The organism is Bradyrhizobium sp. 62B (assembly GCF_030272265.2).
In the GTDB taxonomy this organism is placed as follows: domain Bacteria; phylum Pseudomonadota; class Alphaproteobacteria; order Rhizobiales; family Xanthobacteraceae; genus Bradyrhizobium.
The window spans coordinates 2,656,686-2,674,473 of sequence record NZ_CP092841.2 but is presented as its reverse complement, the minus strand read 5'-3'; the positions used below and the strand labels follow the sequence as shown (position 1 = coordinate 2,674,473).

16 protein-coding genes and 1 pseudogene are annotated in these 17,788 nt (G+C 65.5%); 1 reads left to right on the top strand and 16 read right to left on the bottom strand.

Annotation, left to right across the window (positions count from 1 at the left end; all coding sequences use genetic code 11):
* Window positions 1–51: 51 nt before the first annotated feature.
* Window positions 52–1,473, bottom strand: a complete 1,422-nt coding sequence (locus ML401_RS12530) for an amidase (RefSeq protein ID WP_285812668.1) — start codon at window positions 1,471–1,473, stop codon at window positions 52–54.
* Between the two features lie 122 nt (window positions 1,474–1,595).
* On the opposite strand from ML401_RS12530, the gene ML401_RS12525 reads away from it, so the two are divergent.
* Window positions 1,596–2,483: a LysR family transcriptional regulator gene (locus ML401_RS12525; RefSeq protein WP_285812106.1), complete on the top strand. Its 888-nt coding sequence runs from the start codon at window positions 1,596–1,598 to the stop codon at window positions 2,481–2,483.
* A 6-nt stretch (window positions 2,484–2,489) separates the two neighbouring features.
* On the opposite strand, the gene ML401_RS12520 is transcribed toward ML401_RS12525, so the two are convergent.
* The 15 genes and pseudogenes from ML401_RS12520 to ML401_RS12450 form a co-directional block, all read right to left on the bottom strand.
* The gene (locus ML401_RS12520) at window positions 2,490–3,425 is read right to left on the bottom strand and encodes a carbohydrate kinase (RefSeq protein WP_285812105.1); all 936 of its coding nucleotides are present in this window, start codon (window positions 3,423–3,425) and stop codon (window positions 2,490–2,492) included.
* Between the two features lie 5 nt (window positions 3,426–3,430).
* Window positions 3,431–5,077: an FGGY-family carbohydrate kinase gene (locus tag ML401_RS12515; protein ID WP_285812104.1), complete on the bottom strand. Its 1,647-nt coding sequence runs from the start codon at window positions 5,075–5,077 to the stop codon at window positions 3,431–3,433.
* 40 nt (window positions 5,078–5,117) lie between these two features.
* Window positions 5,118–5,891, bottom strand: a complete 774-nt coding sequence (locus tag ML401_RS12510) for an SDR family NAD(P)-dependent oxidoreductase (RefSeq protein WP_212067061.1) — start codon at window positions 5,889–5,891, stop codon at window positions 5,118–5,120.
* Window positions 5,892–5,911: 20 nt separating this feature from the next.
* Complete coding sequence (locus tag ML401_RS12505) at window positions 5,912–6,919, bottom strand: ABC transporter ATP-binding protein (protein WP_285812103.1); 1,008 nt, start codon at window positions 6,917–6,919, stop codon at window positions 5,912–5,914.
* 15 nt (window positions 6,920–6,934) lie between these two features.
* Window positions 6,935–7,765: a carbohydrate ABC transporter permease gene (locus ML401_RS12500; protein ID WP_211417539.1), complete on the bottom strand. Its 831-nt coding sequence runs from the start codon at window positions 7,763–7,765 to the stop codon at window positions 6,935–6,937.
* Window positions 7,766–7,769: 4 nt separating this feature from the next.
* Window positions 7,770–8,643 (bottom strand): annotated as a pseudogene (locus ML401_RS12495) (carbohydrate ABC transporter permease).
* A 151-nt stretch (window positions 8,644–8,794) separates the two neighbouring features.
* Window positions 8,795–10,048: a sugar ABC transporter substrate-binding protein gene (locus tag ML401_RS12490; protein WP_285812667.1), complete on the bottom strand. Its 1,254-nt coding sequence runs from the start codon at window positions 10,046–10,048 to the stop codon at window positions 8,795–8,797.
* 304 nt (window positions 10,049–10,352) lie between these two features.
* The gene (locus ML401_RS12485; RefSeq protein WP_194407274.1) at window positions 10,353–11,303 is read right to left on the bottom strand and encodes a sugar-binding transcriptional regulator; all 951 of its coding nucleotides are present in this window, start codon (window positions 11,301–11,303) and stop codon (window positions 10,353–10,355) included.
* Between the two features lie 7 nt (window positions 11,304–11,310).
* Window positions 11,311–11,973 carry an HAD family hydrolase gene (locus ML401_RS12480; RefSeq protein ID WP_285812102.1) on the bottom strand — a complete coding sequence of 221 codons (663 nt, stop codon included), beginning with the start codon at window positions 11,971–11,973 and terminating at the stop codon, window positions 11,311–11,313.
* A gap of 74 nt (window positions 11,974–12,047) precedes the next feature.
* Window positions 12,048–13,967, bottom strand: coding sequence for a nitric oxide reductase activation protein NorD (locus tag ML401_RS12475; protein WP_285812101.1), 1,920 nt, complete (start codon window positions 13,965–13,967; stop codon window positions 12,048–12,050).
* 10 nt (window positions 13,968–13,977) lie between these two features.
* Window positions 13,978–14,787 (bottom strand): CbbQ/NirQ/NorQ/GpvN family protein, encoded by an 810-nt coding sequence (locus ML401_RS12470; protein ID WP_194407271.1) that lies wholly within the window; start codon window positions 14,785–14,787, stop codon window positions 13,978–13,980.
* 64 nt (window positions 14,788–14,851) lie between these two features.
* Window positions 14,852–16,198 (bottom strand): cbb3-type cytochrome c oxidase subunit I, encoded by a 1,347-nt coding sequence (locus tag ML401_RS12465; RefSeq protein ID WP_194407270.1) that lies wholly within the window; start codon window positions 16,196–16,198, stop codon window positions 14,852–14,854.
* Window positions 16,199–16,235: 37 nt separating this feature from the next.
* Complete coding sequence (locus ML401_RS12460) at window positions 16,236–16,688, bottom strand: cytochrome c (protein ID WP_100177802.1); 453 nt, start codon at window positions 16,686–16,688, stop codon at window positions 16,236–16,238.
* A 112-nt stretch (window positions 16,689–16,800) separates the two neighbouring features.
* Complete coding sequence (locus tag ML401_RS12455) at window positions 16,801–17,061, bottom strand: cytochrome C oxidase subunit IV family protein (protein ID WP_374762332.1); 261 nt, start codon at window positions 17,059–17,061, stop codon at window positions 16,801–16,803.
* Window positions 17,061–17,639 carry a cytochrome c oxidase subunit 3 family protein gene (locus tag ML401_RS12450; RefSeq protein ID WP_285812100.1) on the bottom strand — a complete coding sequence of 193 codons (579 nt, stop codon included), beginning with the start codon at window positions 17,637–17,639 and terminating at the stop codon, window positions 17,061–17,063. The genes ML401_RS12455 and ML401_RS12450 overlap by 1 nt, the downstream gene beginning before the upstream one ends.
* Window positions 17,640–17,788 lie beyond the last annotated feature (149 nt).

The following is a 17,788-nucleotide window of genomic DNA, read 5'->3' as shown; positions in this document are numbered from 1 at the left end:
CGCCGGAGGCAAGTCCTTTGACAACGGCCCTTTTGCTGCGTGGGCATGTCGTCACTCCGGCCAGCGCGACAGAAGGCCGCTCGAGGCCTCGAACAGCGCGCTCACGCGCAGCAATTCCGCGTCGGCCCGGAAGCGGCCGACCAGTTGAAGGCCGATCGGCAAGCCGTCGCGGGCAAAGCCTGAGAGCAGGCTGATCGCGGGATGGCCGGTCATGTTGAACGGCATGGTCCAGGGGAACCAGTGTGGCCGGACGCTGTCGAAATGCCGGCCATCGATTTCGATGCTGCCGAACAGGTCCTGGCTGATCGGAAGTGCGGTCCGCGTCAGGGTGGGCATCGCCAGCAGATGCCCGCGCGCAAGCAGAGATTGCACACGGCGGAACAGCGCGGTGCGCGCGAACATCGCCTCCTGGTAGTCGACGCCGCTGACCTCGGTCGCGAGCGCGAGCTGCTTGAGGAAGGCCTCGCTCAGCTCGTCCTTGTGCTCGGCGGCGAGCTTGGCGAAGCGCGTGCGCCAGACCGTGTGGTTGATGGCACGCCAGATCGGCTCGATGTCGAAATCCTCGCCGGAGAATTCCTCGAGCTCCGCCCCTAACCCCGCCAGCCGATCGAGGCTCGCCCTGAAATTGGCGGCGACCTCAGCGGACACTGGACGGCCCGGCGGCGTCAGGCAGCACATGATCCTGAGCCCGCGCAGGTCACCGCCCGCCGCGCTCGTGCCGATGAAGTCAGGCACGGGCACGCCGATCGACCAGGGATCGCAGGCATCCTCTCCGGCCATCGCCTGCATCATCAATGCGGTGTCGGCAACGGTGCGGGTGGTCGGCGTGACATAGGTCTGGTTGCCGAAAACATCCAGCGCCTGGCTGTGCGGGATCACTCCGTTGCTCTGCTTCAAACCCACCACGCCATTGCAGGCGGCGGGAATCCGCGTCGAGCCGCCGCCATCGGTCGCAATCGCAAGCGGCGCGATGCCGCTGGCGACCGCCACCGCCGCGCCGCCGCTGGAGCCGCCGGAGGAGCGGCAGGCGTCCCACGCGTTGCGGGTCCGGCCGAACAGCGGCGAATCCGTCAGGCACTTGCTGCCGAATTCCGGCGTCGTGGTCTTGCCGATCAAGATCGCACCTTCGCGGCGCAGTCGCGCCACCGCCACGGCGTCCTCGGCCGGCACATTGTCCTTGTAGGGAACGGCGCCGAAGGTGGTCTTGACGCCCCTGGTGTTGACGATGTCCTTGACCGTGACGGGGATGCCGTGCAGCAGGCCGAGCTCTTCGCCGGACATCACCTTGCGCTCGGCCGCGCGGGCCTGCGCCATCGCCTCGTCGCCGCAGATCGTGATGAAGCAGTTCAATTTGCCCTGCAGCGCCTCGGCGCGGGCGAGCACGGCGCGGGTGATCTCGACCGGAGAAATGCGTTTGGCGGCGATGAGGCCGCGCAGCTCGGTTGCAGACAGGAGACAGGGATCGCCGTTCATCGTCACACCACGCTCCGAAGCTGGCCCTCGTTGGCCAAAGCATTGACAGCGAGAATGACAGTTTTGTTAACTGGCCGTCCAATACGATTTTGGTCGCCAACCCATACGTTTTCGGTATGCCAATGGATCTTCGCCGGCTCCGCTATTTCGTCGCCGTCGCCGAGGCGCGCAGCATCGGCAAGGCCGCCGAGCGGCTGCGGATGGCACAGCCGCCGCTCTCGGTGCAGATCCGCAAGCTCGAGGCCGAGATCGGCGCGCCGCTGTTCCGCCGGGGCACCCGCGGCATGGACCTGACCGAGGCAGGCCAGGCGCTGCTGTCGCGGGCGAGCGAGGCGCTGGCGCTGGCCGCCGACGGCGCCGAAGCCGCGCGCGCGGTCGCCGCTGGCAAGCGCGGGCGGCTCTCGGTCGGCTACATGTTCGTGCTGGCGAATGCGATGCTGCCGCGGCTGATCCCCGAGCTGCGGCGCTCGGTGCCCGGTGTCGACCTCGAGTTTGCCGAGCTCAGCGCATCGACGCGCGAGGCCCGGCTGCTCGATCGCAGCGTCACGGTTGCGCTGTGCATGCCGGCCATCAACCATCCCGAGATCCAGGTGGCTCGGATCGGTGCCCAGCCCTTCATGCTGGCCATGCCGATCCGCTCGCCGCTGGCGCGTCTCGGCACCGTGCCGATTGAACGGTTGCAGGGCCGCCCGCTGATCGCATTGCCGCCGCCGGAGCAGGATCCCGCCTCCTCCGCGGTCGCGGCCCTGCTGCGCCGGCATCAGATCGTGATGCCGATTGCGAGCCGGGTGGAGACGGTGCATTCGGCGCTGAGCCTGGTGCTCGCCGGCGAGGGTTTTGCGATCGTGCCGGCCTGCGCCAAGCTCGGCGCGCCAAGCGGCATCGTGTTCAGGCCGCTGCGCGATGCCGGCGATTCCATCGACATCGCGGTGTGCTGGCGACGGGATTCCCAGAGCCCGCTGATCTCCAGGTTTCTCAAATGCGCCGAGAAGGCCGTCGCGCGGATGTGAGTCGGGCTACCAGCGCCAATTGATCTCATGGCTCCAGGGCGGATCGGCGCCCGGGCGCGTGCAGGTGAGGCCGGCGCAATTGGCGGCAAAGGACAGGGCGCGACGGAGCTCGTCGGCACTGATGTCCTTCAATGCTTGCCGGGCAATGCGTCCTTGCTTGTGCAGGGCAAAGAGCAGCGCCGCCTGAAAGCTGTCGCCCGCGCCGATCGTGTCGGCAACCTCGACCTTGGGCGCGGCGACCTCGATCTGCCCTGCCCCCGCGTGCCACGCGATCGCGCCATGATTGCCGCGGGTGATGACGACGAGACTGGTGCACTGCCCGAGCAGCATGCGCGCGCGCTGCGGATAAGGCTCGTCGCCATGGAGATAGGCGAAGTCGACGTCCGACATCTTGATGAGATCGGCCCTCCCCGCAAATTCGCCGATGCGCGCGAGATAGGCCGGCTTGTCCTTGACAAGATTGGGCCGGCAGTTCGGATCGAACGAGATCGTCGAGGACGTGCGCGCATCCGCGATCAGCGCTTCGGTCTCGGCTGCGCTCCGGTCGTTGACAAGCGTGGTTGAGCCGACATGGACGGCCTCGACCGCGTCGAACGGAATGGACCCACGCCGATAGGTCCAGTTTCGTGTCGCGGTCTCGGCATCATAGAAGGCGTAATGCGACTCGCCCGCGACGATGCGGACGAAAGCGAGCGTGGTCTGATGATCGCTGCGGGTCGCAAGATTGAGACCGACGTGAGAAGCCGCGGCATGATCTGCGATCATCCGCCCGAACAAGTCTGTCGAGATGCCGCCGACGAAGCCGGCCGGCGCGCCCAGCCGCGCCATCCCGATCGCGACGTTGAGGCAGGAACCACCGACCGCCGGCATCACCGCCTCGCGCCCCTCGGCGTTTCGCGTCGGCACGAAATCGATCAGCGCGTCGCCGCAGGCAATCAGCATGTCTTTCAACCTCTCGCGATGTCGCCCATCGCCGCGCGGCTGCCGCGGTCGACCTCGCGCAACAGCTTGTAGACCGCGCGCTTGCGCCTGTGAAACGCCGCCATGTCAGGCGCGGTCGGCTCGCTCTTGCGGCCCAGCGCCGACATCCTGGCCATGGTTTCGCCGATCGAGGCGTAGGCTCCGCCGGCCACCGCCCCCAGCATCGCAGCACCGAGCAGCACCGGCTCCTTCGTCTGCGGCAGCGCGACGGTGAGCCCCGTCGTGTCGGCCATGATCTGCCGTACCAGCGGACTGCGGCTGGCGCCGCCGCCCATGATCATGATGCTGGAGCGCACGCCATGCGCAGCAAAGGCTTCGATCACTTCGGCGAGGCCATAGGCGAGCCCGCACAGGCCGGCGACGAACAGCCGCTCCATCGAGGCGATGTCGGTATCGAGATCGAGGCCCGCGATCACCGCGCGCGTATCGGGATCGGCGTAGGGCGAGCGGTTGCCGATGAACTCGGGAAGCACATGGATATCGCGGGCAAGCAGCGCAGCATGGCTGGCGCTGCCGGTACGCGCGATGATGCGGCGCTCGAGGAAGTCGATGAGGTCGAGACCCTCGCCGCGCGCCGCGGCGCTGGCCTCGGCATGGCCGGGATGCGACTTGAGGAGATGGTCGATCGCCGCACCCGCGGCAGACTGACCGCCCTCGTTGAGCCAGAAGTCCGGGACCATGCCGGAGTAATAAGGTCCCCACACCCCCGGCACGAAACACGGTTCTTTCGTCGTCGCCATGATGCAGGCCGACGTTCCCATGATATAGGCGAGCCGGTCGCAGGCATCGCTGGCCCCGCCCGCGCCGTCGCGGCCGCCGATCGCGCCGATGCCGCCGGCATGGGCGTCGATCAGCGAGGCGCCGACCGGTATGCCCGCTGGCAGGTCGAGTTCGGCCGCGGCCGTGCGGGTGAGTCCGGCGCCAAGCCGCGTGCCGGGGGCGACGATCTCGGTGCCGATGCGGGCGTATTTCTCGGTGACGAAGTCCGACAGGCCGATGCGCTTGAAGAATTGCGCGCTCCAGCCCCCGCCGTCATGGGCGAGATAGTTCCACTTGCAGGTCACGGTGCAGGTCGAGCGCTGCAGCGAGCCGGTCGCGCGCCAGGTCAGATAATCCGCGAGATCGAAGAAGTGGCCGGCGGCGTCGAAGCTCCCACGAAGGTGCCGCTTCATCCATAGCAGCTTCGGCATTTCCATTTCTGGCGAGATCGAGCCGCCGACATAGCGCAGCACGGCGTCCTCGGTCTCGTTGATCAGCCGCGCCTCGGCAACGGCACGATGATCCATCCAGACGATGACATTGCGCTCGGCCTCGCCGGATGCGCTGACGGTGAGCGGCTCGCCCTGTCTATCGAGGACGACCAGCGAACACGTGGCGTCAAAGCCGATGCCGCCGATGCTGTCGGGCGCGATCGACGCTTCGGCCATCGCGGCCCGCACCGATCTGACGCAGGCTTCCCAGATGTCCTGCGAGGACTGCTCGACAACGTCGCCGGGCTCGTGCCAGATCCGGATTGGATGCCGGGCGGTTGCAAGCAGCGTTCCAGACTCGTCAAACACCCCGGCCCGCGTGCTGGTGGTCCCCACGTCGACGCCGATATACGCTCGCGGCATTGTCGCTCCCGGTCGCATTCCGTCAGTTTTGACGGTGAGCCTACCAGCAAGTGTAGCCGCCATCCACCAGCACGATGCTGCCGGTCATCAGGCTCGCGGCCTCCGAGGAGAGGAACAGCACGACGGAGGCGATCTCCTCGACCTGCCCCATCCGCGCCATCGGAGTTCCACCGATCCAGGCGTCGTACATCTTGGCGTTGCTCTTCACGAAGGCGTTGAGCGGCGTTTCGATATAGGTCGGCGCCACCGCATTGACGCGGATGCCGCGCGCGCCCCATTCGGCGGCCAGCGATTTGGTCAGGTGATGAACCGCAGCCTTGGAGGCGTTGTAGAAGCATTGCTCCTGCGGCTTGTTGACAATGAAGCCGGACATCGAGCCGACATTGACGATGGCGCCACTCTTCGCCTTCAGCATATGCTTGCCGAATTCGCGGCAGCACCAGAAGGTGCCGTTGAGATTGACGTCGATGACGTTGAGCCAGTGCTCGTCGGTGACGGTTTCGGCCGGAGTTTCGCTGCGGGCAATGCCGGCATTGTTGACGAGAATGTCGACCTTGCCGTGGCGGGCGACGAGGTCGTTGGCGACCTCCGCCACGCGCTTGGTGTCGGTCACGTCCATGATCGCGGTCTCGATGTCAAAGCCCTTCGCCTTCAGGCTGGCCTTGGCGCTGTCGGCGATCTTGCTGTCGCGGTCGCCGATGATCACCTTGGCGCCGGCTTCAGCCAGCGCTTCCGCGCAGCCAAGGCCGATGCCCTGCCCGCCGCCGGTGATGAACGCGGTCTTGCCGTTCAGCTTGAATTTTTCCAGGTACATGGTCGTCTTTCCGTTTCTTGTCAGTTCCGAAGCGCGTTGCCGCTCGTATCGAAGCGGTGAATGCGGGCGGGGTCCGGCACCAGTGAGACCCGGTCGCCAGCGTGCAGGCTCAATTCCCCGATATAGCGCGCCGTCAGCATGCCGAGCGCGCCGGCATCGACATAGAGAAAGGTGTCGCTGCCGAGATGCTCGGCGACCGCGATCGTGCCCTGCCAGCCGTCCGCTCCGTCGCGCTCGATCTTGAGATGCTCCGGCCGCACGCCGATGGTCGCCGCCCCCTGCTGCTGGGCGAGCTCGCCGGTGACGAAATTCATCTTGGGTGAGCCGATGAAGCCGGCGACGAAAAGATTGGCGGGCCGCTCGTAGAGCTCCAGGGGCGAGCCGTACTGCTCGATCTTGCCGCCGTTGAGCACGACAATCTTATCGGCCATCGTCATGGCCTCGACCTGGTCGTGGGTGACGTAGATCGCGGTGGTGCCGAGCTGCTTCTGCAGCCGCGTCACCTCGATGCGCATCTGCACGCGCAACGCGGCATCGAGGTTGGACAGCGGCTCGTCGAACAGGAACGCCTTGGGCTCGCGCACGATGGCCCGGCCGATCGCAACGCGCTGGCGCTGGCCACCGGAAAGCTCGCGCGGCTTGCGATCGAGATAGGGCGTGAGATTCAGCGTCGCGGCGGCGGCCTCGACCTTGCGGTTGATCTCGTCTTTCGCCAGCCCCGCCATCTTCAGGCCGAAGCCGATATTGCCGCGCACGCTCATATGCGGATAGAGCGCGTAGGACTGAAACACCATCGACAGTCCGCGCTTGGCGGGCGGCGTGTCCACCACGTTCCTGCCGTCGATCAGGATGTTGCCGCCGGTGACGTCCTCGAGCCCGGCGATCAGCCGCAGCAAGGTGGTCTTGCCGCAGCCGGACGGACCGACGAACACCACGAAGGAACCGTCGGCGATGTCCAAGTCAGCGCCCTTGATGATGTGCACGGGGCCGAACGATTTCTGCACGCCTTGAAGTGTGATCTGACCCATGATCCCGCAGCCCCTCTACTTCACCGCGCCAAAGGTGAGCCCGCGCACGAGCTGCTTCTGGCTGAACCAACCGAGGACGAGAATGGGCGCGATCGCCAGCGTCGAGGCAGCCGACAGCTTTGCCCAGAACAGCCCTTCCGGGCTGGAATAGGAGGCAATGAAGGTGGTGAGCGGCGCCGCATTCGAGGTCGACAAATTGAGCGTCCAGAACGCCTCGTTCCAGGCGAGGATCAGGTTCAACAGCATCGTGGACGCCAGCCCCGGGATCGCCATCGGCGTCAGCACATAGACCAGCTCACGGCCGATGGTGGCACCGTCCATGCGCGCAGCTTCAAGAATGTCGCGCGGGATCTCCTTGAAATAGGTGAAGAGCATCCAGATGACGATCGGCAGGTTTCCGAGGCACAGGATGAAGACGAGGCCGATGCGAGAATCCAAAAGACCGAAGGACTTGTAGATCAGGTAGATCGGCACCAGCACGCCGACCGGCGGCATCATCTTGGTCGAGAGCATCCAGAGCAGAATATCCTTGGTGCGCTTGGTCGGCGAGAACGCCATCGACCAGGCCGCGGGAACGGCAATCAAGAGAGCGATGAGCGTCGAGCCGCCGGCGATGATGATCGAGTTCATCGCGTGATGAAGATAGTCGCTGCGCTCCTGCACCGTCGCGTAATTCTCGGTGGTCCAGTGGAAGAACAGGAAGGACGGCGGGATGGCAAAGGCTTCCAGCTCGGTCTTGAAGCTCGCCAGTACCATCCAGAGGATCGGGAAGAAGATCAGGAAGCCGAAGAACCAGGCCCCGATCGTCGAGACCACCACCTGCTGCGTCGTCGCCCTCCGTGCCATGATCTCACGCCTCCAGATTGCGGCCGACGATGCGGACCAGGAAGAAGGCGACGATGTTCGCGATCGCGACCGCGACGAGGCCGCCCGCCGAGGCCGTGCCGACATCGTATTGAATCAGCGCCTGCGAATAGATCAGGAAGGCGATGTTGGTGGTGGACAGGCCAGGGCCGCCACCCGTGGTGACATAGATCTCTGCGAAGACCGTGAGCAGGAAAATGGTCTCGATCAGGATCACCACCGTGATGGGGCGCGCCAGATGCGGCAGCGTGATGTAGATGAAGGTCGAGACCGCGCTGGCGCCGTCCATCTCGGCAGCCTCCTTCTGCTCTTCGTCGAGCGATTGCAGCGCGGTGAGCAGGATCAGCGTCGCGAACGGCAGCCATTGCCACGTCACGATCAGGATCACCGCAAAGAGCGGCACGTCGTTGAACCAGTCGACCGGCGTCAATCCGAACAGCGAGACGAGCCAGGCGAACAGGCCGGACACCGGATGCATCAACAGATTCTTCCAGACCAGCGCGCTGACCGTCGGCATCACGAAGAACGGCGCGATCACCATCAGCCGCACGAAATTGCGCCCGATCACCGGCTGGTCCATCAGCAGCGCGAGCGGGATGCCGAGCATGATCGTCAGGGCCAGCACCGAGCCGACCAGCACCAACGTGTTCTGAAGCGAGGCCAGGAAGGCGGGATCGGTGAGGAAGTAGCGGAAGTTCTCCAGGCCCACGAACGACTCGGAGCCGGGATCGAGCAGGCTGTAATGCAGCGTCGAGAAGTAGATCGTCAGCGCCAGCGGGACGATCATCCAGATGAATGAGCAGCCCGACCGCAGGCGTCAGGAGCGAGCGCGCAAGGAACTGCGTCTGCCGGGTTGCCATCCCTGACTTCTCCTTCAGAGCGTTTTCGAGCGAAGGTGCGACGGGTTCGCGGGAAGAAAACGCGTCAAAATGAAACCTCGGGAAGAAGGCGGCCATCCATCCGGGGATGGGCGGATGGCCGCAAGTTGAGCTCAGGAGGTCGAGCCCGGGTTCACTTGATGTAGCCGGCGCGCTTCATCTCGCGCTCGGTCGCCGATTGCGCCGCGGTCAGCGCGGCATCGACCGTCATCGAGCCCGCAAGCGCAGCCGAGAACTGCTGGCCGACCTGGGTGCCGATGCCCTGGAATTCGGGAATGGCGGCGTATTGCACCCCGACGTAAGGCACCGGCTTCACCGTCGGCTTGTTCGGATCGGCCGCGTCGATCGAGGCCAGCGTCAGCTTCGCGAACGGGGCGACCTTCAGATAATCGGGGTTCTGGTAGAGCGAGGTGCGCGTGCCCGGCGGCACGTTGGCCCAGCCTTCCTTCGATGCGACGAGCTTGGTGTAGTCCTTGCTGGTTGCCCAGGCGATGAACTTCTCGGCAGCTTCCGTCTTCTTGGAGCCGGCGGGGATCGCGAGGTTCCAGGCCCACAGCCAGTTGGCGTTCTTGCCGAGGCCGGTGTTGGGCGCCAGCGCGAAACCGACCTTGTCGGCGACCTTGGAATCCTTCGGGTTGGTGACGAAGGATGCCGCCACCGTGGCGTCGATCCACATCGCGCACTTGCCGGCGTTGAACAGCGCCAGATTCTCGTTGAAGCCGTTGGAGCTCGCACCGGGAGGACCGGCTTCCTTCATCAGATTGACATAGGTCGTCAGCGTCGCCTTCCATTCCGGCGTGTTGAACTGCGGCTGCCACTTCTCGTCGAACCAGCGCGCGCCGTAGGAATTGGCCATGGCCGAGAGGAACGCCATGTTCTCGCCCCAGCCGGCCTTGCCGCGGAGGCAAATGCCGTAGGTGCCGGCGGTCTTGTCGGTGAGCTTCTTGGCGGCATCCACCACGAAATCCCAGGTCGGCTTTTCCGGCATCTTCAGGCCGGCCTTCTCGAACAGGTCGGTGCGATACATCACCATCGAGCTCTCGCCATAGAACGGCGCGGCGTAGAGCTTGCCGTCGACTGAGACCGCGTCCTTGATCTTGGGCAGGAGGTCGGCAACGTCGTAATCGGCCCCTAAATTGGCCAGCGGCACCAGCCAGCCCTTCTTGGCCCAGATCGGCACCTCATAGGTGCCGATGGTCAGCACGTCGAACTGACCGCCCTTGGTGGCGATGTCGGTGGTGACGCGCTGGCGCAGCACGTTCTCCTCGAGCGTCACCCATTTCACTGCGATGTCGGGGTTTTTCTTGGTGAATTCGGCCGTCAGCCCCTGCATGCGGATCATGTCGCCATTGTTGACGGTGGCGATCGTCAGGGTGGTTTCGGCCATCGCGGGGACGGCCAGCAAAAGTGCAGACGCGCCGCAGACGGCGCCCAGGACGTGTTTCACGGTGACCTCCCCTCAACTCGCGTTTTGAGCATATGCCCACGCGTTGGGCGTATGTTCAACCGAGAGGGCGACGGTTGTCAAGCAGGCGCACACGCATTTGCGCAACTTATGAGTGCTGCGGTGCGACAGGGATGAGAGTGACAGCGCGGAGCGGCGGCAGTGGCTCGGGCGGACGCGCGGCTTGCTCCACCCTCTCCTGCTTGCGGGGAGAGGGAGCGCAGCGCGACTGCCGCGCTAACTTCGCCTACCGCTCCAGGATCGCCCGCGCCGTCGTCTCGTCGGTGATGAGCCCGTTGACCAGGCCGCCGTTCAGCGCCGCCGCGATGGCCGGCACCTTGGCTGCGCCGACCGCGGCACCGATCGTCGTGGTCTTCGCCGGCACTTCCGGCGGAATGCTGGTGAGGCGCTTGTTGGTCCCGGCCTTGAGCAGGCGCCCCTTGGAATCGTAGGCCCAGCCGGTGATCTCGCCGATGGCGCCCAGCCGCATCATCTCGAACAACTCGTCGCGGGTGACGAAGCCGTCGATGTGAACCTGCGCCTTCTGGTCCATCTGGCCGATGCCGACGAGGCGCAAATCCGCCTTGGCCGCCACCGCCTTCACCTTGGCGATCGGCTCGATGCGGACCATCTTGTTGCGCTCGTCCTCGGACGACATCAGGAACGGCAGCGGCATCGGATAGTGCCGCGCGCCCGTGCGGTCCGCGAGCCGGCCGACGGTGTCGTAAAAGCTCGCCGAACCGTCGGCGGAGATGTTGCCGACCAGCGAGACGATCTGGTGATTGGGCCGGTCGATCGGCGTGACGCGCTCGACCGCGGCGCGCACGGCACGGCCGGTGCCGAGCGCGACGATCACGGGCGTCTCCGACCGCAGCGTCGCGTCGAGCAGATTGGCGCAGCGCTCCGCGATGCCTGCGGTGGCCTGCGGCGCCGCCGGATCGGCCGGCACCACCTCACAATGGGCAAGGTCGAAACGCTCCCTTAGGCGCGCTGCGAGTTCCATGCAGGCGGCGATGGGATGCTCCAGCCGAAAGGTGATGAGGCGCTCGGCGAGGCACAACGAGACCAGCCGCTGCGCCGAGGCGCGCGAGACCTGGAGCATCTTTGCGATCTCGTCCTGGGTGTGACCGGCGATGAAATAGAGCCAGCCGGCACGCGCGGCATCGTCGAGTCGCGATCTGTCGTTCTCGGCGGCCATGCGGGCCTCACGCCTCCCAGAAATCGCTCATGCGCGCGAAGACCCGGTCGGCCCCCGCGCCGGACAATATAGCCCGCCCGTCGCGGCCGCGGTAATGGCTGCCGCCGACAAATCCCCAGACGGTCATGCCGGCCGCCTTGCCCGCCGCAACGCCGCTGACGCTGTCTTCGATCACCAGCGTGCGCGCAGGTTGCACCGCCATCTTCTCCGCCGCGAGGAGAAAGAGATCCGGCGCCGGCTTGCCGTGCCTGACCATTTGCGCGGTGTAGAGCCGGTCGCCGAAATGCGCCCGCAGGCCGGTGACATCGAGGGAGAGCGCAACGCGATCGAGGTCGCTGGACGATGCCACGCAAAACGGCACGGGGAGCTCGGAGATCACGCCGGCAATGCCGGGGATCGGCTGCAGCGATGCTGCGAATGTCGACAGCACTTGCGACTTCAGGCGCGGCAGAAAGCCGTCCGGCACGGTCTGCCCGAGATCACGATAATGCTGCTCGATCGCCCTGGTGCTGCGCCCGAGAAAGAGTTCGAGCGCCTGCTGCGGGCTGAGCGCGATGTCGAACTCGGCCAGCACCTCGGACAGGCACCGGCAGCTCAGCAGCTCACTGTCGACGAGCACGCCATCGCAATCGAAGATGATCAGATCGGGTCTTGGCCGGCCGGGGTCCATCCGGCTATACGATCATATACTCAACATATGAGCAATAGCTCACGCGGGAGCGGAACGACGCGGCTTTTCCCCGCTTAATGCGCGACCTGCCGGTAGATCGCCGGCAGCGCCGCGGGCAGCCGCTTGATGTTGCCGACGATCGCGTAGCCGCCACGGCCGAACAGGGTCGGGAAGTAGGATTGCGCGGTTGCGTCCACCGTCACGCCGAAGGCGGCGATGCCGAGCCGGCGTGCCTCCTGCACCGACTTGCGAGTGTCCTCGACCGCAAAGCGCCCTTCGTAATGGTCGACGTCGTTCGGCTTGCCGTCGGTGAGCACAATCAGCAGCTTCTTGCGCTGCGGCTGGCGGGCGAGCTCGGCCGCGGCATGGCGCACGGCCGTGCCGATCCGCGTGTAATAGCCGGGCTTCAGCGCGCCGATCCGGCGTTCCACCGTCCCGCTCATCGGCTCGCCGAAGGCCTTCACGGTTTCGAGCCGCACCCAGGACCGCCGGCGCGAGGTGAAGGTCAGGATGCTGTGGTGATCGCCGCAGGCCGAAAGCCCGTGGGCAAGCACCAGCAGCGCCTCCTTCTCGACGTCGAGCACGCGGTAGCCGTCGACCCAGGCGTCCGTGGACAGCGAGACGTCGACGAGCAGCGTGACGGCAAGATCGTGTCCTTGCGGGCGCATGGCGACATGGATGCGATCGAGACCGCTGCCGCCGCTGCCGGCGCGCAGGTCGCACTGCGCGCGCACGAGCGCGTCGAGATCGAGGTCGTGGCCGTCGGCCTGGGCGCGCATCAGCTCGTGGCGCGGCCGCAGCACCTCGAAGCGGCGGCGCACCTGGCGGATATGCCGGCGCGTGGCGTCGTCAGGCATCCAGCTCTCGCCCTGCTCGGAGGCCGCAGCTGCGAGCACGCGGCAATGATCGGGCAGATAGGAGCCGCTGCGGTAGTCCCATTCGGGATAAGTGAGGTCCGCATTCAGCTTCGAGGCGTCGAGCGCTTCCGGCGGCAGGTCGAGATCGAACTTGAACCGGCTCGCCGGCTTGCCGGTGCGGCGGCTGAGCGTGATCTCCTCGAGATCGTCGGCGGCCTTCTGCGCATCCTCGTCCTCGCTGTCATCGGCCGGACGGTCGACATTGACCATCTCGGCCATCGCGAGGATCTTCTCGAAGCGATTGAGCACGAAGGGATCGCGGCGGTTGGCATTGTCCTCGCGCTCGCGGACGGCAAAGCGCTTGCGATCGTTCTCGGCCGCCGCTTCCGCGCCCGGTGCGCATTCATCCTCGCCGGCATGCGCGGGCGAGAGCTCGCGCGTCCAGCAATCCCCCCAAAGCGGGCACGGCAGGATCGAATGATAGCCCGGCGGCGCCTTGTCCGGCAGCGGGCCCGTCCCCATCATCGCCGGCCACAGTCTGCCCGCGGGCGCCTTGCCGGTTCCGAGCAGAGCCAGCACGATCTGCTCGACCTCCTGCTCGATGCGCGGCAGGGGGCGACGCGGCCGGGCCTCGGCAGTTGCCGCCGCGAGCTGCGCATAATCGGCGACAAGCCCGGGAAATTGCGTGAGCACCCAGACCGCCGTCTCGCTGGCCCGGCGCAACACCAGAAGATCCCGCCGCAGCGGATCGGCTTCGGTGATCGTTTCAATCGGCGCGGCCGCGAACCACGCCGCAAGCCAGCGATAGAGCGCCGCGTTCAACGCGCTGTCGGGAAAAATCGAGATGCGATCGGGAAGAAAGATGGTCGCGGCGTCACGGCCCGGCTGCTCGAGCCGCTCGTCGCCGAGGCCGATACGCTGCCGCCAGCCGAGACGATGCCCCGATTTTCGCGCGCCTGCGCTTGCGATCTGCACCCCGGTCTCGCCGCCGAGCGCACGGAACATCACCGCGAGCCGGCCCCTCACCTCGGTCAGTGCGACGGCGTGATCGTCGTGAACCGGATAGCTCGCGGTGCCGCCAACCATCCTGTGCCAGGCGCGGCCGACCGTCTCCTCCAGTTCGAGGAAGTCGAGCATCGGCGCGGCCTCACCCGATGACGGCGCGTGCGACGTCGAGCAGCGCCGCCTTCACGTCGGAATCGTCGGTGAGCGGCTCGATCATGCCCGCCAGCACGGCATCGGCGATCGGCGTGCCCGCGGCGATCAGGGTCGCGCAATAGACCACGAGCCGGGTCGAGACGCCCTCCTCCAAATCGTGGCCTTTGAGCGCGCGCAGCCGCCCAGCCAGCCCCACCAGCGGCCGCACGCGCTCCGGCGACAGCCCGCTTTCGGCGGACACGACGCCGATCTCCTGCTCTGGCGGGAGGAAATCGAATTCGATGGCGACGAAGCGCTGACGCGTCGAGGGCTTCAGGGCCTTCAGCAGCGTCTGGTAGCCGGGATTGTAGGAGACGACGAGCATGAAGCTGTTCGGCGCGACCAGCTCCTCGCCGGTACGCTCCAGCGGCAGGATACGGCGATCGTCGGTCAGAGGATGCAGCACGACGGTGACGTCCTTGCGGGCCTCAACGACCTCGTCAAGATAGCAGATGCCGCCTTCGCGCACGGCGCGCGTCAGCGGACCATCGGTCCAGACGGTGTCGCCGCCCCTGAGCAGATAGCGGCCAGTGAGATCGGCGGCGGTCAGATCGTCATGACAGGCGACGGTGTGAAGCGGCAATCCCAGCCGCGCCGCCATGTGCGCGACGAAGCGGGTCTTGCCGCAACCGGTCGGTCCCTTGAGCAGAACCGGCAGACGCCGCCGCCAGGCATGCTCGAACAGCTCGCATTCCTTTCCGGACGGAACATAGGCCGGCAATTCGGGTGCCGAGGTGACCGTGTGAAGGGCAGCTTTCATGATGTCTCTCCGGAATTTCCAAGGAAGCTGGCGGCCGCGGCGAACCGCGGCCGCCCTTTGCGGTTTACTCGGCCGGCTGCAGCGCGGCGGGGATGACCGCCTGCTTCTCGCGGCCCGGCACCAGCACGGCCCAGACGAACATCAGCGCGGAGATCGCCACGAACACACCGGAGCCGAGCCGGACCCAGTAGAACATCGCGAGCTGGTCCTGCACGTCCATGTAGCCCTGGCCGAGCACGCGCTGCAGATGGACCTGGACCACGCCGGCGAAGGTCAGCGCGAAGGTCATGGTCATCATCGCCGTGCACATGATCCAGAAGCTGGTCATGGAGAGCCACTGGTTATAGGGCGCCCGTCCCTTGAGCTGCGGGATCGCGTAGGCCATCACCGACAGGTTCAGCATCACATAGGCGCCGAAGAAGGCGAGATGGCCGTGCGCCGCGGTGACCTGGGTGCCGTGGGTGTAGTAGTTCACCGAGGACAGCGTGTGCAGGAAGCCCCACACGCCGGCGCCGAGGAACGCCATCACCGAGCAGCCGACCGACCACAACAGCGCGGCGCGGTTCGGATGCTTGCGGCCGGCCTTCCAGGTCATCTGCACCGTGAAGATCACCATGGTGAAGAACGGAGCGACCTCGAGCGTGGAGAACAGCGAACCGATCCACTGCCAATAGCCGGGCGCGCCGATCCAGTAGAAATGGTGGCCGGTGCCGAGGATGCCGGAGAACAGGGCAAGGCCGATGATGACGTAGAGCCACTTCTCGACGACCTCGCGATCGATGCCGTTGAGCTTGATCATGAGATAGGCGAGCACGGAGGCCATGATCAGCTCCCAGACGCCCTCGACCCAGAGATGGACGACGTACCACCAGTACATCTTGTCGACGGCAAGGTTCGCCGGGTTGTAGAAGGCGAACAGGAAGAAGATCGCGACGCCCCACAGGCCGAACAGCAGGATGTTGGTGATCGTGGTCTTGCGGCCCTTCAGCGCCGTCATCGTGACGTTGAACAGGAACATCAGGCAGACGACGACGATGCCGACCTTGATGATGAAGGGCTGTTCGAGGAATTCGCGGCCCTCGTGATAGTGGAAGAGATAGCCGACCACGGCGACGCCGGCAGCGCCGAAGAACATCCAGAACTGGATCTTCGCCAGCAGCGGACTGTAGAGCTCGGTCTCGGTCTCTTCCGGAAGCAGGTAGTAGGTCGCTCCCATGAAACCGATCAGCGACCATACGATCAGCGCGTTGGTGTGGATCATCCTGACGATGTTGAACGGCAGGATGACCGACAGGGTATTGGGCAGGACGTAGATCGTTCCGGCAAGCAGGCCAAACAGGACCTGGGCCAGGAACAAGGTCAGCGCGCCGTAGAAATACAGCATCGCGACTTTCTGGGTTTGATATTTCATCTCGGGTTCTCTCTGTCTTAAGAAGAAAGCAGGATGCTCAGCCCGCCTTGTTCGGCGGCCAGCTCTGGCGCTTGATCGTGCTGGCCCATTGCAGGAAGTCAGCGAGATCATTGAGCTCCTGGTCGGTCAGGTTGAACTGCGGCATCTGCCGCCGCCCCTCTGCGCCCGAGGGCTGCGACTGCATCCAGGCTTTCAGCGTCTCGCGTGCAGCGGCCGGATCCTCCTTGCCGCCCCAGCGATCCCAGACATTGCCGACCTCGGGGGCGAAATAGGCGCCCTCGCCCAGCAGCGTGTGGCAGTTGATGCAGGAGTTCTTCTCCCAGACATGCTTGCCGCGAGCGACCGACGACGTCAGCGTCGTCGCGTCCGTGGACGTCGTGGCCATGTAGTAATGGCTATGCGCCGTCAGCCCTATGAAGATGGCGAAGAAAAAGGCCGAACCGCCGTAAAACACATTTCGCGCGGCCGACTTGGTCAGGCGTTCAGCCATTGCCAATCCTTTCCGGTTTGAGTCGAGAAAATCTGTGATGCTATTTATTGCCGATCGGTAGGGAGCGCTCTTTGACGAAGCGCAACGATGGCGACGATACGCAAACCGCCGGTCAGATCAGGGCGACGATGGCGGATGCGAGCCAGGCGAACAGCACCACGATGACAACCCAGGCGCTGACGAGGCCGCGCCAAAGCGCCGGCGCCGAGCGAAGATCGAGGAAATCGAGCACGATACGGCGGCCTTTGAGCGCAGCGAAAGTCAGCAGCAAAGCATTGGCGAACAAGGGGCGCGACACCAGCGTCGGAACCAGAAGGGTCGCGAGCGCAAGGCCGATCAACGTCATCCAGGCGATGTCGAGACGATCGGGAATCACGGGTGCACCAGATAGATGATGGGAAACATGACGATCCAGAGCAGATCGACCATGTGCCAGAAAGCGGTTCCGGTCTCGACGCCCGCCGGCTGGGCACCCCGCAAGACTACGGCCAGGATGACGATGCCGAGGCCGACATGCAGGAGATGGAAGCCGGTAAGGAGAAAGTAGAGCGTGAAGAACGAGCTGGTCTCCAGGCCGTTTCCTTGCGCGATCTCGCCGGCATATTCGGTCAGCTTGACCGCGATAAAGACGCCGCCAAGGGCCATGGCGCCGAACAGCCAACCGCGCGCACGCCCTCTTTCCCCCGCCCGTGCAGCAGCCGTTGCCCGCGCGGCGGCCCAGCCACTGGTCACGAGCACGATGGTGTTGAGTCCCGCCAGGTGTGCGTCAAGCGTGGCCTGTCCGGCGGCAAAGAGCGCCGGGTGAAGCGCGCGGGCGATGACGAAAGCGCCGAGGAACAGGCCGAAGGCGGCGAGCTCGCTGAAGATGAGCACCCAGATCATGGGATCGCCGGGAAGATCTTCCAGGATTCCCCAGCCGGTTCCCTCTTGTTCGCAATCCGTCGCCGACATCTGATTTCCAAATCAAGTCGCCGAACAGATAGTCCACCGGCGCGATTCCGACTTTGTCGCCGGACAAATAGTGCAACCGGGCAGGGGCGCGTTTGCGCTATCGCAACGTTCCGGCCGCCCCGCCGTCATAGGGTGGATATATAGAGCGG

Coding starts and splice junctions, on each gene's coding strand:
- ML401_RS12530 (WP_285812668.1), bottom strand. CDS start 1,473: ATGAACGGCGATCCCTGTCTCCTGTCTGCAACCGAGCTGCGCGGCCTC.
- ML401_RS12525 (WP_285812106.1), top strand. CDS start 1,596: ATGGATCTTCGCCGGCTCCGCTATTTCGTCGCCGTCGCCGAGGCGCGC.
- ML401_RS12520 (WP_285812105.1), bottom strand. CDS start 3,425: ATGCTGATTGCCTGCGGCGACGCGCTGATCGATTTCGTGCCGACGCGA.
- ML401_RS12515 (WP_285812104.1), bottom strand. CDS start 5,077: ATGCCGCGAGCGTATATCGGCGTCGACGTGGGGACCACCAGCACGCGG.
- ML401_RS12510 (WP_212067061.1), bottom strand. CDS start 5,891: ATGTACCTGGAAAAATTCAAGCTGAACGGCAAGACCGCGTTCATCACC.
- ML401_RS12505 (WP_285812103.1), bottom strand. CDS start 6,919: ATGGGTCAGATCACACTTCAAGGCGTGCAGAAATCGTTCGGCCCCGTG.
- ML401_RS12500 (WP_211417539.1), bottom strand. CDS start 7,765: ATGGCACGGAGGGCGACGACGCAGCAGGTGGTGGTCTCGACGATCGGG.
- ML401_RS12490 (WP_285812667.1), bottom strand. CDS start 10,048: ATGGCCGAAACCACCCTGACGATCGCCACCGTCAACAATGGCGACATG.
- ML401_RS12485 (WP_194407274.1), bottom strand. CDS start 11,303: ATGGCCGCCGAGAACGACAGATCGCGACTCGACGATGCCGCGCGTGCC.
- ML401_RS12480 (WP_285812102.1), bottom strand. CDS start 11,973: ATGGACCCCGGCCGGCCAAGACCCGATCTGATCATCTTCGATTGCGAT.
- ML401_RS12475 (WP_285812101.1), bottom strand. CDS start 13,967: ATGCTCGACTTCCTCGAACTGGAGGAGACGGTCGGCCGCGCCTGGCAC.
- ML401_RS12470 (WP_194407271.1), bottom strand. CDS start 14,787: ATGAAAGCTGCCCTTCACACGGTCACCTCGGCACCCGAATTGCCGGCC.
- ML401_RS12465 (WP_194407270.1), bottom strand. CDS start 16,198: ATGAAATATCAAACCCAGAAAGTCGCGATGCTGTATTTCTACGGCGCG.
- ML401_RS12460 (WP_100177802.1), bottom strand. CDS start 16,688: ATGGCTGAACGCCTGACCAAGTCGGCCGCGCGAAATGTGTTTTACGGC.
- ML401_RS12450 (WP_285812100.1), bottom strand. CDS start 17,639: ATGTCGGCGACGGATTGCGAACAAGAGGGAACCGGCTGGGGAATCCTG.